Genomic DNA, 16,260 nt, shown 5'->3' on the forward strand with positions numbered 1-16,260 from the left:
CGGGCTGCCAGCGGGGGCATGCGGGTCTCGACTGCTTCCTGGTCGGCTGAGGACTTTACCGCGCACCGATCCCGATGCACAGCGGCGCGACCACCATCACCCCCGGTACTGGTCCTTCAGGCGCACGTAGTGATCGGCCGAGTAATGCAGCGATTCGATCTCTTTGTCGCTGAGCGTGCGCGCCAGCCGTGCGGGGTTGCCCAGCCACAGCTCGCCCTCGCCGACCACCTTGCCCGGGCCGAGTACTGCACCCGCGCCGAGGAAGCCGTGCGTGCTCACCGTCGCGCCATCGAGAATGCACGCGCCCATGCCGATCAGACAGTAATCGCCGATCGTGCAGGCATGGATGATGGTGCCGTGGCCGACCGTGACGCCCTCACCGATGATGGTGGGGTAGCCGCCCTTGTTGAACGGGCTGTGGTGGCTGACGTGGATGATGGTGCCGTCCTGGATGTTGCTGCGCGCACCGATCCGCACGTGGTTCACATCCCCGCGGATCACCGTGCCCGGCCAGACCGAAACGTCATCGCCCAGCACCACATCGCCGATGATGGTGCTGGCCGGATCGATGTAGACGCGTTCGCCGAGCACCGGCAGTTTGTCGAGGAAGGGGCGGATCGGGGACATGCATGAACTCCGGCAACGCAGGGACTGGGACGCCGCCTGCCGCGGTGTCCCGGCCCCCGATGATAACGCGGGTGCGCCCGCCAACCGCCGCTGGCGCGCAGACCATCGACTGCACGACTGCACGACTGCGCGACTGCACGACTGCACAACTGCACAACTGCACAACTGCGCGACCGCACGCCCTCGACGGTAGAGCCGACCGTTGGTCGGCTGCCCGGAATCCCCCGGCGGTGGCTGTGCAGCCGACCAACGGTCGGCTCTACCGGGTTGTCGTGCGGCCGACCAACGGTCGGCGCCACCGGTGGGGTGCGGCGTTACGCGGCGCGGATGCGGCGCGCGCGTTCCAGGTGGACCAGCAGCAGCGAGATTGCCGCCGGGGTCATGCCGGGGATGCGCTGGGCCTGGCCGATGGTCTGCGGCCGCACGCGCTCGAGCTTCTGCTGCACTTCGGCCGAGAGACCGCGCACGCTGGCGTAATCGAAATCGGCGGCGATGGCGGTGTTTTCATGACGCTGCTGGCGTTCGATCTCGTCGCGCTGGCGGTCGAGGTAGCCGGCGTACTTCACGCCGATCTCGACCTGTTCGGCCACCTTGGCGTCGGCCACGGCGGGGCCGAGCGATGGCACCTGCATCAGCTTGGCGTAGTCCAGTTCCGGGCGCTTGATCAGGTCCAGCACGTTGGTTTCGCGGCTGACCGCCACCCCCAGCGTGGCTTCCACCTCGCGGCCGAGCGCATTGCCCGGCGTGGCCCACAGGGCGCGCAGCCGCGCGGTCTCCTGCGCCACCGCGTCCTGCTTGGTCTGGAATGCGCTCCAGCGGCGGTCATCGACCAGCCCCAGTTCGCGGCCGAGGCCGGTCAGGCGCACGTCGGCATTGTCCTCGCGCAGCTGCAGGCGGTACTCGGCGCGGCTGGTGAACATGCGGTACGGCTCGTTGGTGCCGTGGGTGATCAGGTCGTCGACCAGCACGCCCAGATAGGCCTCGTCGCGGCGCGGGCACCAGCCGGCGTCGTCACGGGTGAAGCGGGCGGCGTTGAGGCCGGCCAGAAGGCCCTGCGCGGCGGCTTCTTCATAACCGGTGGTGCCGTTGATCTGGCCGGCGAAGAACAGGCCGCTGACGGTCTTGGTCTCCAGCGTGTTCTTCAGCCCGCGCGGGTCGAAGAAGTCGTATTCGATCGCATAGCCGGGGCGGGTGATGTGCGCGTTCTCGAAGCCACGCATGCTGCGCACCAGCTCCAGCTGCACATCGAATGGCAGCGAGGTGGAGATGCCGTTGGGATAGATCTCGACCACGTCCAGCCCCTCGGGCTCGACGAAGATCTGGTGGCTGGCTTTTTCGGCGAAGCGCACCACCTTGTCCTCGATGGAGGGGCAGTAGCGCGGGCCGATGCCTTCGATCTGGCCGCTGTACAGCGGCGAGCGGTGCAGCGCGTTGCGGATGATCTCGTGGGTGCGCTCGCTGGTGTGGGTGATCCAGCAGCTGACCTGCGCCGGATGCTCGTCCACGCTGCCCAGGAAGGACATCACCGGGCGCGGGTCGTCGCCGGGCTGTTCTTCCATCAGGCGGTAATCCAGTGATCGGCCGTCGATGCGCGGCGGCGTGCCGGTCTTCAGGCGGTCGATCACGAACGGGCGCTCGCGCAGGCGCGCGGCCAGGGTGGTCGCCGGCGGGTCGCCCATGCGGCCGGCCGCGTACTGGGTCTCACCGACGTGGATCTTGCCGGCCAGGAAGGTGCCGGCGGTCAGCACCACGGCGGTCGCGCTGAAGCGCAGGCCGGTCTGGGTGATCGCGCCACGCACCGCATCGCCCTCGATGACCAGGTCATCGACCGCCGCCTGGAACACGGTCAGGTTGGGCTGGGCCTCGACGATCCGGCGGATCGCCATGCGGTAGAGATTGCGGTCGGCCTGGCAGCGCGTGGCGCGCACGGCCGGGCCCTTGGAGGCGTTGAGCGTGCGCCACTGGATGCCGGCGCGGTCGGCGGCATGCGCCATTGCGCCGCCCAGGGCGTCGATCTCCTTGACCAGGTGGCCCTTGCCGATGCCGCCGATGGCCGGGTTGCAGCTCATCGCACCGATGGTTTCGACGTTGTGGGTCAGCAGCAGGGTGCGCGCACCGCTGCGTGCGGCCGCCAGCGCGGCTTCGGTGCCGGCGTGGCCGCCGCCGATGACGATCACGTCGTAGCGGTAGAAGGAGTCAGTCATGGCGGAGGAGCTCGGGACGGGGCCGGGCGGCCCGGATCAGCCCTGGAGGCAGGGCGCGGGTGGCGATTTTAGCGCCATTCGTCGGGGGCCATGAAATCCACCCTCAAGTTGGCACGTTTTCTGCAGATAACCCAATAGCACCCAGGATGGCATGCGCCTTGTGCGCAACGGACCGGAATTGGAACAGGGGCCGGTCCAAGCGCATCGTGGGGAAGCAGAGGGGCCGGCAGTCGGGGGACTGTCGGCCCTGTTTTTTTGCCGGTTCCAGCGCGAACGCACCGCCCAAATACAGAAGGCCCCGCCATTAGCGGGGCCTTCTGCGTTTAAGGTGCCGACATCCGACAGGGCCGGAACAGGGGGGATCCAGATGTTCCTGGCGGATATCGACATAGAGCCGAATGTGACGCCACTTGTCGCTTTTGGCACTTTGTGACCGTCGCTGTCACCGCCCGGCTAGAGTGAACTGCCGGGCGCGTGAAAATCAAGCCATCTCAGGGCTCAACTGTGCGTTGGTTCGCATTGTTGAGATTCCGCCACGGGGAACCGTTCATCCTCGGCGAAGACGGACGCGGCGCCTGGGCCGGGCGTGCCTGCGGCGGCGACGGACGCTGCTGTTGCTGCCGTTGCTGCTGCGGCGGCCGGCGCGGCCCACCGAGCGAATCCATGTTCCGCCACGGCGAGCCGCCGTTGTTCGGCCGCGGGCGATCCGGCGGACGGGTCGGGTTGCCGTTGCCATGGCCGGGGCGCGGCGGTGGGCGATGATTGTGCGGCGGGCGATAGTTCGGATACGGGCGATACACCGGATAGCCGTAGCCACCGCCATAGCCGTAATACCCGCCACCGTAGTAGCCGCTGCCGTACCCATAGGAGTATCCGGCCGGGTAGCGATACTCGACCGACGGTGCGCCGTGGTAGTAGCCGCTGCCGCCGCCACCGCCGACATAGTCGTACGTCGCGCAGCCGGACAGGGCCAACAACAGGCCACCGGCAAGAACAAGGCGCATTTTCATGATGGGTCCCCCCAACGGGCTGTAGGGCCAGCTTCGGCCCAGCGCATTGAATCAGCCCTTAACTCGGCCCGATCCGAATGAATGGTTGCCATGCTGACACGTTCATCAAGTCGGATGTGGGCAGGGGGCATACGTTAATCTTGCGTCATGAGCGATTCACCCTTGCCCTGTGTTGACGACGTGCTGGCGGCGGCGGCGCGCATTGCCGCGCACGCCTGCGTGACCCCGGTGTTGCGCTCGCGCACCCTGGATGCGCTGACCGGCGCCACCGTGGTCTTCAAGGCCGAACACCTGCAGCGCAGCGGCGCCTTCAAGTTCCGCGGTGCCTGCAATGCCGTGTGGGCGCTGACCGAGGCGCAGGCCCGGCGCGGGGTGGTCACCCACTCCTCGGGCAACCATGGCGCCGCCCTGGCGCTGGCCGCGCGTACCCGTGGGATTGCCTGTCACGTGGTCGTGCCCGAGGGCGCGGTGGCGGCGAAACTGGCCAACATCGGCCGCCACGGGGCCACGCTGTGGCGCTGCGATGCCTCGATCGCCGCGCGCGAAACCATGTGCGCCCAGGTCCAGGCCGAAACCGGGGCGACCCTGGTCCATCCCTATACCGACCCGTGCGTCATTGCCGGCCAGGGTACGGCCGCGCTGGAACTGCTGCATGCCAGCGAAGGGCTGGAGATGATGGTGGTGCCGGTGGGCGGCGGTGGCCTGGCCGCGGGTACGCGGCTGGCACTGCAGGCCGCCGCCCCGCTGGCCGAGCTGGTCCTGGCCGAGCCGCTGGGCGCGGCCGATACCGCGCGCTCGCTGGCCGCTGGCGAGCGCCACATCGATTTCACCCCCCACACCGTCTGCGATGGCCTGCGCGGGACGCTCGGCGCGCCCAACTTCGCGCTGCTGCAGGGCGCGGCCCAGGTCATCACCGTCGCCGATGAGGCGACCGTCGCGGCGATGCGGCTGATCTGTCAGGTGCTCAAGCAGGTGGTGGAACCGTCCTCGGCGATCGCCCTGGCGGCGATCCTCGCCGAACCGGCACGCTTTGCCGGCAAACGGGTGGGCGTGGTGCTTTCCGGGGGCAATGTGGATCTGGATGCGCTGCCGTGGGGCGCGGTATGAGCCGGCGCACCGGGGTGGGCGTGTTCGGGTGGCTGTGGCGGCTGTGCATAGTGCTGGCCGTGTGGCTGCTCGGAGTCACGGCGTGGATCGTCTGGATCGGCGAGCGCGACCAGGCGCAGAAGGCCGACGCGATCATCGTGCTCGGCGCGGCAGCCTATGACGCCAAGCCTTCGCCGGTGTTCGAAGAGCGCATCCGCCACGGGCTGGATCTCTACCAGCAGGGCTATGCCCCGCTGCTGATCTTCACCGGTGGCTATGGCGGCACCGGCGCGCGTTTTTCCGAATCGCAGGTGGCGCGTCGCTACGCGCTCAAGCAGGGCGTGCCCGATGACGCGATCCTGATCGAGACCGCCTCACGCACTACGCGGCAGAACCTGATCGAGGCGCGGCGCTTGATGGAGCAGCGCAAGCTGCATCGCGTGATCATCGTCAGCGACCCGCTGCACATGGCGCGCGCGCTGCGCCTGTGCCGCGAACTGGGCATCGATGCGCTGGCCTCGTCCACGCCGAGCACGCGCTTCCGCAGCTTCCACACCAGCTGGCGGTTCCTGGCGCAGGAAATCTATTTCTTCCACCGCGACCTGTTCCCGTCGTAGCGCCGACCGTTGGTCGGCTGGCCCGCCGGGCCGCTGTGCGGCCAGCCGACCAACGGTCGGCTCTACGGGATCACCGCGGCCGGCGCGATCACCTCGATCAGCGCGATCGGCTCAGGGCGTTCTGCGGCGGATCGGAATCGCCGACACCGGCACCGTGGCGACATCGTGCCCGCGCTCGCGGATCGGGGCGCCACCTTCCGGTGCCCAGGCGTGTGCGTAGATCACTTCCCAGCTGCTGGGCAACTTGCCGTCGTCGCGTCGCAGCGGCTCGTAGGCGGCACGCGCGGCATCGAAACGCCCGCGCCCGGTCAGTGTGTGGCGGCGGTCCTGGCGCGCGTTGGTGGCGCCGATCGCCTGCAGCTCGCGCATCAGCGCGGTCAGGTCGTCGTAGGTCAGGGTGAACAGGTCGCGGTCCAGCACCGGATCGCGGAAGCCGGACATCATCAGCGCATCGCCGAACTGCGCGATCGGGGCGAAACGACTGACATGCGGCACCGCGTCGGCGGCGGCGAACGCATCGCGCAGTTCGATCAGCGTCTCCGGCCCGAACGTGGAGACCAGCAGCAGGCCGCCCGGCTTGAGCGCACGGCGGAACCCGGCGAACACCGCCGGTAGATCCTCCACCCACTGCAGGCACAGGTTGCTGAAGATCACATCCACGCTCTGGTCCAGCACCGGCAATGCCTGCGCGTCGCCGCACACGCGCGAGAACGGCTTCCACCAGCCGGCCTGCTTCTTCGCTTCGCGCAGCATCGGCTGGGCCAGGTCCAGCGCGATCACCTGCGCCTTGGGCCACCGCTTCTTCATCAGCGCGCTGGCGTGGCCGGTGCCGCTGCCGACATCGAGCACCACCTGGGGCTGGCGGTTTTCCAGGTAGTCCAGCGATTCGAGCAGGCGCTTCTCCACCTCGCGCTGCAGCGCGGCGGCGGCGTCGTAACTGCGGGCGGCGCGCGAGAAGGCGCGGCGGACGTGATGCGGATCGAAGCTGGACGTCATGGGGTACTCACGGCTCAAAACGGTGGTGCGGGTGGAATCAGAAGGTGCCCGGGTAAGCGCCGCCATCGATCAGCAGGTTCTGCCCGGTGATGTAGCCGGCCTGCGCGCTGCACAGGAAGGCGCAGGCGGCGCCGAACTCGTCAGCGGTGCCGAAACGGCCCGCGGGAATGTGGGTGCGTTTGCGTTCGGCCAGCTGGCCGGCGTCGATGCCCTGCTGCTGCGCCAGGTAGGCGAAGTTGCCGCGCAGGCGGTCGGTATCGAACTGGCCCGGCAGCAGATTGTTGAGGGTGACATTGTGCGCGACGGTCTTGCGGGCCAGTCCGGCCACGAACCCGGTCAGTCCGGAGCGTGCGCCGTTGGAGAGCCCGAGGATGTCGATCGGGGCCTTCACCGACGAGGAGGTGATGTTGACCACGCGGCCGAAGCCGCGCTCGATCATGCCGTCCACGGTGGCGCGGATCAGCTCGATCGGGGCCAGCATGTTGGCATCCAGCGCGGCGATCCAGTCTTCGCGGCTGAACTGGCGGAAATCGCCTGCCGGCGGCCCGCCGGCGTTGTTGACCAGGATGTCGATCTGCGGACAGGCGGCCAACGCAGCGTCGCGGCCTTGGGTGGTGGCGATGTCGGCGACGACCCCGATCACCCGGCGCGCACCCGGCAGGGCCTGCAGCTCGAGCACGGCGCGGTCCAGGGCCGCTTCACCGCGCGCGGCGATGACCACGTTGACGCCTTCGCGTGCCAGTGCGCGCGCGCAGCCCAGCCCGAGGCCTTTGCTGGCGGCGCAGACCAGGGCCCAGCGGCCGGCGATTCCAAGATCCATGGGTCAGTCCTGTGGGGAAAGGCAGGCGTACATGATCGGCGATGCGTGGCCGGAACAGGTCAAGACAGTGCGGCAACGAAGTGTTGCAGCTGCGTGGCGACCTCGTCGGTATGGCCCAGGAACGGCGCGTGCCCGCCCTGGGCGACCACGTGGGCCTGCGCGCCCGGCGCCCGTGCCGCGGCGGCCTGCATGGCCCGCGCCGAGACCAGGCGGTCGCGCTGGCCGGCCAGCCACAGGCTCGGTTTGCCCAAGGTGGCCAGGGCGCCGCGCAGGTCGGTGTTCTCCAGCAGGCGCAGGCCTTCCTGCAATGCGCGCGGGGCCGGTTCACCGCGGGCGACCAGCATTTCGCGCAGCGTGCGCAGTTCCTGCCGCGCGTGCTCCGAGCCCATCGCATCCAGCGCCAGGAAGCGCTCCAGCGTGCCGCGGTAGTCCTGCGCGAGATCCTGGCCGAACTGCTCGAACACCGCCGGCTCCACTGCGTGGGGCCAGTCATCGCCGCGCACGAAACGCGGCGTGGCCGCGATCATCGCCAGGCCGCGTACCTGCGGCAGCGTCGCGGCGGCATGCAGGGCGAACAGGCCACCGAGCGACCAGCCGCACCAGACCGCCGGTGGCGTGGCGGCGGCGATGGCATTGACCACGTAGGGCAGGCGCAGTGGCGTGGTGTCGTCACGGCTGGCGCCGTGGCCGGGCAGATCCACCAGGTGCAGCTGGACGTGCGCGGACAGGCGCTCCACCAGCGGCGCGAACACACCGCCATGCAGGGCCCAGCCGTGGATGAGGACCAGTGCCGGGCCCTGGCCGATGACCTCGATATGCATGCTCAACGCTGCGGCATCACGCGGTCAGGGCATTCAGTGCGTGCTGCTGGACCGCAGTGTCGCGTGCATGGGCGATCGCATCGACCAGCGCGTGGACCTGTGCCGGCGCATGCAGCGCGGATAAGGTCACGCGCAGGCGCGCCTTGCCCTCGGGGACGGTCGGCGGGCGGATCGCGCTGACCAGGAAACCGGCTGCTTCCAGCGCGGCCGACATCGCCATCACGGTGGACTCGGCGCCGCACAGCAGGGGTTGGATCGGGGTATCGGATGGCATCAGTTCCAGACCGTGCTGGCGGGCGCCGGTGCGGAAAAGGCCGATCAGTTCGGCGAGCTTCTCGCGGCGCCAGTCATCGCGGCGCGCCAGCTTCACCGCGGCCAATGCGGCGGCGGCCTGGGCCGGCGGCACGGCGGTGGTGTAGATGTAGGGGCGTGCCGTTTCGGCCAGGTGCTGGATCATCGCCTCATCGCCGAGCACGACCGCACCACTGCCGCCCAGTGCCTTGCCGAGTGTCGCCAGCTGCAGCGGCACATCGTTGACGCCCAGGCTGGCCTCGGCCACGCAGCCGCGGCCGTGTTCACCGACCACGCCGATGCCATGCGCGTCATCGACGTACAGCAGCGCGTCCTGCATGCGCGCCACCAGCGACAACGACCGCAGCGGCGCGATGTCGCCGTCCATGCTGAAGACGCCGTCGGTGGCCAGCATCGCCGCGCCGCTGGGCGCGTGCTTGAGCTGGCGCAGTGCGCCTTCGGTATCCAGATGCGGGTAGCGGCGCAGGCGGCAACCGGCCAGGCGCGAGGCATCAAGCAGGCTGGCGTGGTTGAGGCGGTCCTGCACGCAGACATCGTCCTCCTCGCTGAGCAGCGCCTGTTGCACGGCGAGATTGGCGGCGAAACCACTGCCGAACAGCAGGGCCCGCGGATAGCCGAGCCAGTCGGCCATCTCCCGTTCGAGCGCGTCATGCAGCGCGTGGTGGCCGCAGATCAGGTGCGAGGCGGTCGCGCCGGCGCCTTCGCGCGCGGCGGCATCCTGCAGTGCGCTGACCACGCCGAACTGCTGCGACAGACCCAGGTAGTCATTGCTGCAGAAGTTGGTCAGCCAGTGGCCATCCACTTCCAGCTGCACGCCATCGCGCCGGCTCACCACGCGGCGCACCCGCAGGCGCCCCTGCGCGTCGCGGAGCTTGCGCTGGGCCTGGATGCGGTCGTGCAGATCAGGACGGGCCATGGTCGTCAGGGGGTCCGGGTGGGCCGTTAGCGTACCCGGTTGCCGGGCCCGCTGCTCGGGGCTCAGGCCGCGCGCCCGCAGGGGCCGCCGGCGGTGATGTCGGCATGGACCGTACCCGGGTGGTCGTGCCCGGTGGCATCCACCGTGACCGCCATCGGGCGCAGGCCCAGCCGTTCGAACAGGGCCAGGTCGCGTTCGGTGTCCGGGTTGCCGGTGGTCAGCAGCTTTTCGCCATGGAAGATGGAATTGGCCCCGGCCAGGAAGCACAGCGCCTGCAGCTCATCGCTCATCGCCTCGCGCCCGGCCGAGAGCCGCACCATCGAACGTGGCATGACGATGCGGGCCACTGCGATCATCCGCACGAACTCGAACGGGTCCAGCGCGGCAGTGCCGTGCAGCGGGGTACCGGCCACCTGCACCAGCCGGTTGATCGGCACCGAATCCGGATGGGCGGGCAGGGTGGCCAGCGCCAGCAGCAGGCCGGCGCGATGCTCGCGCGTCTCGCCCATGCCGACGATGCCGCCGCAGCAGGTCTTCAGCCCGGCATCGCGGACATGCGCCAGCGTGTCCAGACGGTCCTGGTACTGGCGCGTGTGGATGATCGAATCGTAATAATCCGGCGCGGTGTCCAGGTTGTGGTTGTAGTAGTCCAGCCCGGCCTCACGCAGCGCGGTGGCCTGCTCGCCGCTGAGCATGCCCAGCGTAGCGCAGGTCTCCAGGCCGAGCGCCTTCACCTCGCGGATCATCGCCGCCACCTTGGGGATGTCGCGGTCCTTGGGCGAGCGCCACGCCGCGCCCATGCAGAACCGCGAGGCGCCGGCCGCCTTGGCCTGGCGCGCCTTGGCGACCACCTCGTCGGTGGCCATTAGCTTCTGTGCGTCCACGCCGGTGCTGTAGCGCTGCGCCTGCGGGCAGTACGCGCAGTCTTCCGGGCAGCCGCCGGTCTTGACCGAGAGCAGGGTCGAGATCTGGACGTCCGCCGGGTCGAACTGCTCGCGGTGCACGCTGGCCGCGCGATGCAGCAGGACCGGGAAGGGCAGCGCGAACAGGGCCAGTACCTCTTCGCGGTGCCAGTCGTGGCGGATGACAGAAGCCATGGGAGTGTCCTGACAGATAGTGGAACGAAAGGGCGGCAGTCTGGTGAGGCTGCCACCATCTGTCAACCATATGATTCTCTCTAAAGTTTACGGTGCGCTGGGTTGGCTGGGCTGGCAGATCCTGCCGTTGCGCTGCCTGGTCTGCGATTGTCCCGGCGAGGACGGCATGGACCTGTGCCGCGCCTGCCATCGGGCGCTGCCGTGGAACGACCGTGCCTGCCGGCGTTGTGCCCTGCCGCTGGCGGTGGACGACCCCGGGGACGTCGACGGCGAACACTGCGAGCGATGTGTGGACGACTGTCCCCGCCAGGCGGCGGCCAGTGCCGCGTTCCTGTACGCGCCGCCGATCGACAGGCTGCTCATCCGGTTCAAGTTCCACCAGGATCTGGCCGCGGGACGGTTGCTCTCGCAGCTCATGCTGCAGCGCGTGCCGTCGTTTCTGGCCGGGCCGCTGCAACCGATGCCACTGCACCGCCGCCGCTTGCGCCAGCGGGGCTACAACCAGGCGCTGGAACTGAGCAAGCCACTGGCACGCGGGCTGTGCTGCCCGCTCTGGAACGGGCTGCAGCGCACCCGCCAGACCGCCGCGCAATCGACGCTGGATGCGGACGCCCGGCGCTGCAACCTGCGCGATGCGTTCGCCGTGCGTGGGCATCCGCCCGCCGGGCTGACCATCGTCGATGATGTGATGACCACCGGGGCGACCACCGATGCCGCGTTGCGCGCGCTGCAGTATGCCGGCGCCGGGCCGATGCAGGTCTGGGTCTGCGCGCGGGTGCCGTAAGCCCCGTTGCCGCGCCCTGCACGGCGCGGGGTCGTACCATCGGCCCGTCATCATCCCCGCAAGGACGTCACATGAACCTGCCGCCGGATTCGCGCACTTCACCTCTTCTCACTGCCATCGGCCGCAGCTGGTGGGTGCTGATGCTGTACGGCGTGGTTGCCGTGGTCTTCGGGCTGATCGCGATCACGCGGCCCCTGTCGGCCGCCACCGCGCTGGCCTGGGCGATTGGCGTGATGGCCCTCGTGGAAGGCCTGATCAGTCTGTTCGCGCTGTTCGGCCGCAGTGGCGTGCCGCGCGGCTGGCTGCTGGTCTATGCGCTGGCTTCGCTGGTGTTCGGCGCGTTGGCTGTGCTCAACCCACTGGCCACGGCCAGCGTGCTGATCCTGCTGCTGGCGGCCTGGCTGATCGTCGCCGGCATCTACCGCATCGTGTTCGCGGTCCGGGTGCGCAAGGAAATCCAGGGCGAGTGGCTGCTGATCCTCAGCGGCGTGCTGGCCATCGTGCTCGGCGCGATGATGGTGGCCAACCCGATGGCGGGCATTGCCGTCACCACGCTGTGGATAGGGATCGGCAGCCTGCTCTATGGCGTACTGCAGATCGTGGTGGCCTGGCGCATCCGCCGCCTGCGCTGAGCACGCGCAGCGGCGATACTCGTGTCCCCACACAAGGAGAAACAGGCATGCGCAGTTGTCTGCTGATCGCCACCATGATGCTGGGTGCCGGACTGAGCGCCTGTACCCAGGCACCTCCTGCGCCGGCGGCGATCGAGACACCGGCGGGCGTCGCACCGCTGGCGAACGCACGCATCCAGATGCGTGAGGTGGCCGAGGATGCCCGCCACCCCGGCGTCACCACGCTCAAGGACCGCGACGGCAACGTGCTGCCCCTGATCGAGCCGGCCTTCATCACCACCGCCGACATCGCCTCGGTGGCCGTGGGCAGCGACGGGACCACCGGACACGGGACGCTGATCCTGCGCTTCACGGATGCCGCGGCGCCGCGGATCCTCGCCGCGACGGAAGCGCGCGTCGCCAAGCGTGTGGCGTTTACCGTTGGCGATCAGGTCCTCAATGTCGCCGTCATCGCCGGCCCCTTCGCACAGTCCATGCAGGTGAGCGGACTGGACAGCACCGGGGAAGCCCACCGGCTGTATACCGAGATCACCGGCAAGGCGCCCTGAGCCTTTCGCGATCTGCGGAGGGGCTCAGCGGAAATTCGCCTCGATCTGCTCCAGCGATTTGCCCTTGGTCTCCGGCAGCCAGAATGCGGCGATGAGGAAGTACAGCAGCGTACAACCGGCCCAGAAGAAGAACATGCTGGCGTAGCCGTGGTGGCCGACCGTGGGCAGGAAGATCGCGGCGATCACGGTGGAAACGAACTGGTTGATCAACAGTGCGATGCTCATGCCGTTGGAGCGGATGCGGGTGGGCATCAGCTCGGACAGCGCGAGCCACACGCACACGCCCGGGCCCACCGCGAAGAACGCGACGAACAGCAGGATGCAGCCGGCGACCAGCCAGCCGTGGGTGGGCGAGGGCACCGGGCCGATCACCGCACGTTCGATCACCAGCGGCGCGTTCGCGGCCTGCGCCGGGTCCGGGAACGGGTTGAGATGCAGCGTGCGGAAGAAGCGGCCGATCACGCTGTCGGCGGAGACCGCATCTTCGCGGCGGATCTGCAGCGTGGCGTCGATCGGGTTGTCGCTGCGCAGTGAGCGCACGTTGCTGAAGCCACCGTAGGCATAGGACACGGTCAGCTGCTGGGGCGCGGTGCCGGCGTTGCCGTCCAGGCGCTGCCACTGCGCGGCATCCAGTGGCAGCGACAAGGTGGTGCCGCTCACCTGCTGCTGCAGCGCGGCCTGCACATCCAGCCGCCCGCGTTCGCTCTGCACGAACAGCAGCGCCGCAGCCAGCAGCGACAGCGTGATGCCGCCACTGCCCAGCATCAGCAGGAACTTGCGGCCTTTGCGGTCCACCAGCAGCAGCGCGACCACCGTCATCACGGCATTGAGCAGCTTGATCGCCACATCGGCGCCATTGGCCACCGAGCCAGGCAGGCCGGCCTGGTTGAGGATGTTGACCGCGTAGGCCAGCACCGAATTGATGCCGGTGGCCTGGGTGAAGGCCAGCACCAGGCAGGCCAGCACGAACGGCCACACGTAGCGGCGGCTGAGCAGCGGGTCGCGCTTGCCGTTGCGTCCGGTCTGCATCTCTTCCGGGGCCTGCATGCGCTGCAGGGTCGGCTCCACCTCGTCCGCGGCGACGGTGCGCTGCAGAGCACGGCGCGCCTTGGCGATGCGGCCACGGCGCACGAGCCAGCGGGGGGATTCACTGATCAGCAGCACGCCCCCGGTGAACACCAGCCCAGGCAGCAGGCAGCTCCAGAAAATGGTGCGCCAGGCGTGATCCTTGACGTCGAACAGCAGGCGCTGCTGCTCGGCACCGGGCAGATGGCGCACCGCGGCCGTCGCCGCATCCACTGCATGCGCGTGGTACAGCCCGATCACGGCCGCCAGCACCAGGCCGATGGTCAGCAGCAACTGGAACATCGCCGCGCCACGCCCACGTCGTTCCGGGCTGAGCACTTCGGCCAGGTAGAGCGGCACGACGACACCGATCAGGCCGCCACTGATGCCCTGCAGCAGGCGCCCCATCAACAGCGCGCCATAGCCATCGGACAATGCCATCACCGGAATGCTCGCGGTGAACAGCACGCCGGCCAGCAGCATCGCGCCACGGCGGCCGATCAGGTCGGCGACCATCCCGGCGAACAGCGAGGACAGCACACTGCCCAGCAGCACCGCGGCGACCACGAAACCCAGCTGCTGGCTGGTCAGGTGCCAGCTCGCGGTGGCGGTGGCCTCCAGATAGGGCAGGGCGCCGGCGATGATGCCGATGTCGATGCCGTAGAGCAGCCCGCCCATGCCACCGATGAACAACAGATAGCGTACCGGCCAGCGTGGCGCGGAAGCGCCGGCGTGCACGGGCATGGCTGCGGAAACGTCGTTCATCGTGCCGGTCCTGTCTGCTGCTGCGTGCGCCATGGCGGCGCGGGAGTCCACGCTCAGTCGAGCGCGATGTCGTCGCCTTCCACCACCACGCCGCGCACGCGCAGGTCGTGGTCGAGCACCACCAGGTCCGCCCAGGCACCGGTCGCGATACGGCCGCGGTCATCGATGCCGAGGTAGTCGGCCGGGAAGCGCGACAGCCGGTTGGAGGCATCGGCGATGTCCAGGCCGAGCGAGACCAGATTGCGCAGCGCCTGGTCCATGGTCAGCGCGCTGCCGGCCAGCGAGCCGCTCGACAGCCGCACGCAGCCCAGGCACTTGTGCACGCGCTGCACGCCGAGCGCGTATTCGCCATCGGGCATGCCGGTAGCGGCGGTCGCATCAGTGACGCAGTACAGGCGCGGAATCGCGCGCAGCGCGGTGCGGATCGCGCCGGGATGCACGTGCTGCAGATCGGGAATGAGTTCGGCGTACTGCGCATGCGCGAGTGCCGCGGTGGCGATGCCCGGGTGGTAGTGGTCCACACCGGTCATGCCATTGAACAGATGGGTGAAGCCGGCCGCACCGGCGTTCAATGCGGCCACGCCGTCATCATAGCTGCCGGCGCTGTGACCGAGCTGCACGCGGATGCCGAGCGCGCTCAGGGCAGGAATCAGCGCGAGGTGCTGGCCGATTTCCGGGGCGAGGGTCAGCACCTTGATCGGGGTGATCGCGTGCAGGCGCTTAACGTCGGCCAGGGTGGCCTCGACCACCAATGGTGGCTGCGCGCCCAGGCGCTGCGCGCTGATGAAGGGGCCTTCCAGGTGGACGCCGAGCACGCGCGCCATGCCGGGTTCGCGCGTGGCGATCGCAGCGGACAGGCCTTCAAGCGCGCGCGTGATGTCGTCTTCCTGCGCGGTCATGGTGGTGCCCAGCAGCGCGGTGGTGCCATGCCGGGCGTGCGCACGCGCCACCGTCCGCGCGGTCGTGCCGCCCTGCATGATGTCCACCCCGGCCCCGCCATGCACATGCAGGTCGATGAAGCCGGGCAGGATCAGCGGCACCTCCGCATCGTCGCGCGGGTCGGCGTGCGCGGTGTCGATGGCAGTGATGCGCTGGTCGAAATGGAGATCGCCGCGGACCCAACCGGTGTCGGTGAGCAGGCGGCCGTGCAGGGAGCGGGACTCGGTCAAGGCGGGGACTCGGCGATGATCACTTCGACGCCCAGCCGCTGCAGCCCTTCCAGGTACTCGGGCTCGATGCTGGCGTCGGTGATGATGGTATGGACCTGGTCCAGCCGCGCGATGCGGTGCAGGCTGACCCGGCCGAACTTGGAGGCATCGGTCAGCACCACAATGCGGCGCGCGCGCTCGACCATGCGGTGGTTGAGGCTGGCTTCGGCCTCATGGTGGGTGGTCAGGCCGAACTGCAGGTCCAGGCCGTCCACACCAAGGAACAACGTGTCGAAGCTGTAGGTATTGAGGCTGGCTTCGGCCTGGCTGCCATGCAGCGACAGCGACTGCTTGCGCAGCAGCCCGCCGGTGAGCAGCAGCTCCACGCCGGGCGCATTGGCCAGCTCCCAGGCGATGTTGAGCCCGTTGGTCATCACCGTCACCTCGCGATGCCCGCGCAGGTGCCGCGCCAGGGTCATCGTGGTCGAGCCGGAATCGATGATGATGTTGTCGCCGGCCTTGACCAGCTTGGCCGCCTCGATACCGATGCGGTCCTTCATCGGCAGGTTCAGCGCATCCTTCTCGTGGATGTCCTGTTCCTGCGGCGGCGTGCGCACCAGCGTGGCGCCGCCGTGGGTGCGCGTGGCCAGCCCCTGCGACTCGATGTGGGTCAGGTCGGCGCGGATCGTCACTGCCGACACCGCAAAGCGCTCCACCAGCTCGCTGACCTGCACGTTGCCGTGCTCGACCAGGGTCTGGAGGATCTGTTGGCGGCGCTGCCGGGTGTTTCGCATGGGGGCGATTCCGTTCGA

At 69.1% G+C, this 16,260-nt stretch carries 16 protein-coding genes; 5 read left to right on the plus strand and 11 right to left on the minus strand.

Translation table 11 applies throughout. The features are described 5' to 3' along the window. Positions 1-96: 96 nt before the first annotated feature. The 3 genes from ORK51_RS00695 to ORK51_RS00705 form a co-directional block, all read right to left on the minus strand. Complete coding sequence (locus ORK51_RS00695; RefSeq protein WP_261998008.1) at positions 97-627, minus strand: gamma carbonic anhydrase family protein; 531 nt, start codon at positions 625-627, stop codon at positions 97-99. A 314-nt stretch (positions 628-941) separates the two neighbouring features. Then, positions 942-2,831 carry a tRNA uridine-5-carboxymethylaminomethyl(34) synthesis enzyme MnmG gene (gene mnmG / locus ORK51_RS00700; RefSeq protein ID WP_070426165.1) on the minus strand — a complete coding sequence of 630 codons (1,890 nt, stop codon included), beginning with the start codon at positions 2,829-2,831 and terminating at the stop codon, positions 942-944. Positions 2,832-3,322: 491 nt separating this feature from the next. Further along, positions 3,323-3,841 carry a hypothetical protein gene (locus ORK51_RS00705; RefSeq protein ID WP_266083445.1) on the minus strand — a complete coding sequence of 173 codons (519 nt, stop codon included), beginning with the start codon at positions 3,839-3,841 and terminating at the stop codon, positions 3,323-3,325. A 147-nt stretch (positions 3,842-3,988) separates the two neighbouring features. Here ORK51_RS00705 and ORK51_RS00710 point away from each other — a divergent pair, with 147 nt between their 5' ends. Together ORK51_RS00710 and ORK51_RS00715 are read left to right on the plus strand one after the other, a co-directional pair. Then, positions 3,989-4,948: a pyridoxal-phosphate dependent enzyme gene (locus ORK51_RS00710; protein WP_266083446.1), complete on the plus strand. Its 960-nt coding sequence runs from the start codon at positions 3,989-3,991 to the stop codon at positions 4,946-4,948. Beyond that, the gene (locus tag ORK51_RS00715; protein ID WP_026070106.1) at positions 4,933-5,544 is read left to right on the plus strand and encodes a YdcF family protein; all 612 of its coding nucleotides are present in this window, start codon (positions 4,933-4,935) and stop codon (positions 5,542-5,544) included. Before ORK51_RS00710 ends, ORK51_RS00715 begins: the two co-directional genes overlap by 16 nt. Before the next feature lie 111 nt (positions 5,545-5,655). Here the strand turns inward: ORK51_RS00715 and bioC are convergent, their stop codons facing one another. The 5 genes from bioC to bioB form a co-directional block, all read right to left on the minus strand. Next, positions 5,656-6,540, minus strand: a complete 885-nt coding sequence (gene bioC / locus ORK51_RS00720; protein ID WP_261998005.1) for a malonyl-ACP O-methyltransferase BioC — start codon at positions 6,538-6,540, stop codon at positions 5,656-5,658. A gap of 37 nt (positions 6,541-6,577) precedes the next feature. After that, positions 6,578-7,360: an SDR family oxidoreductase gene (locus ORK51_RS00725; protein WP_266083447.1), complete on the minus strand. Its 783-nt coding sequence runs from the start codon at positions 7,358-7,360 to the stop codon at positions 6,578-6,580. 59 nt (positions 7,361-7,419) lie between these two features. Then, entirely contained in the window at positions 7,420-8,181 is a 762-nt protein-coding gene (gene bioH, locus ORK51_RS00730; RefSeq protein WP_070426159.1) for a pimeloyl-ACP methyl ester esterase BioH, read from the minus strand. Positions 8,182-8,197: 16 nt separating this feature from the next. Beyond that, positions 8,198-9,409, minus strand: coding sequence for an 8-amino-7-oxononanoate synthase (gene bioF / locus ORK51_RS00735; RefSeq protein ID WP_266083448.1), 1,212 nt, complete (start codon positions 9,407-9,409; stop codon positions 8,198-8,200). A 62-nt stretch (positions 9,410-9,471) separates the two neighbouring features. Then, on the minus strand, positions 9,472-10,506 hold the full coding sequence (bioB, locus tag ORK51_RS00740; protein WP_261998003.1) for a biotin synthase BioB: 1,035 nt from the start codon (positions 10,504-10,506) through the stop codon (positions 9,472-9,474). 70 nt (positions 10,507-10,576) lie between these two features. On the opposite strand from bioB, the gene ORK51_RS00745 reads away from it, so the two are divergent. The 3 genes from ORK51_RS00745 (at position 10,577) to ORK51_RS00755 (ending at position 12,470) form a co-directional block, all read left to right on the plus strand. Next, positions 10,577-11,290 carry a ComFC family protein gene (locus ORK51_RS00745; RefSeq protein ID WP_266083449.1) on the plus strand — a complete coding sequence of 238 codons (714 nt, stop codon included), beginning with the start codon at positions 10,577-10,579 and terminating at the stop codon, positions 11,288-11,290. A 71-nt stretch (positions 11,291-11,361) separates the two neighbouring features. After that, positions 11,362-11,922: an HdeD family acid-resistance protein gene (locus ORK51_RS00750; protein WP_070472478.1), complete on the plus strand. Its 561-nt coding sequence runs from the start codon at positions 11,362-11,364 to the stop codon at positions 11,920-11,922. 47 nt (positions 11,923-11,969) lie between these two features. Then, positions 11,970-12,470: a SecDF P1 head subdomain-containing protein gene (locus tag ORK51_RS00755; RefSeq protein ID WP_266083450.1), complete on the plus strand. Its 501-nt coding sequence runs from the start codon at positions 11,970-11,972 to the stop codon at positions 12,468-12,470. Positions 12,471-12,494: 24 nt separating this feature from the next. On the opposite strand, the gene ORK51_RS00760 is transcribed toward ORK51_RS00755, so the two are convergent. The 3 genes from ORK51_RS00760 to ORK51_RS00770 are packed head-to-tail and all read right to left on the minus strand — an operon-like array spanning position 12,495 to position 16,242. Further along, positions 12,495-14,300: an MFS transporter gene (locus ORK51_RS00760; protein WP_261998000.1), complete on the minus strand. Its 1,806-nt coding sequence runs from the start codon at positions 14,298-14,300 to the stop codon at positions 12,495-12,497. 53 nt (positions 14,301-14,353) lie between these two features. Beyond that, positions 14,354-15,469 (minus strand): N-acetylglucosamine-6-phosphate deacetylase, encoded by a 1,116-nt coding sequence (nagA, locus tag ORK51_RS00765; protein WP_266083451.1) that lies wholly within the window; start codon positions 15,467-15,469, stop codon positions 14,354-14,356. Continuing rightward, the gene (locus ORK51_RS00770; protein WP_261997998.1) at positions 15,466-16,242 is read right to left on the minus strand and encodes a DeoR family transcriptional regulator; all 777 of its coding nucleotides are present in this window, start codon (positions 16,240-16,242) and stop codon (positions 15,466-15,468) included. The genes nagA and ORK51_RS00770 overlap by 4 nt, the downstream gene beginning before the upstream one ends. Positions 16,243-16,260 lie beyond the last annotated feature (18 nt).

It is taken from the genome of Stenotrophomonas sp. RIT-551 (assembly GCF_026241915.1).
In the GTDB taxonomy this organism is placed as follows: domain Bacteria; phylum Pseudomonadota; class Gammaproteobacteria; order Xanthomonadales; family Xanthomonadaceae; genus Stenotrophomonas; species Stenotrophomonas bentonitica_A.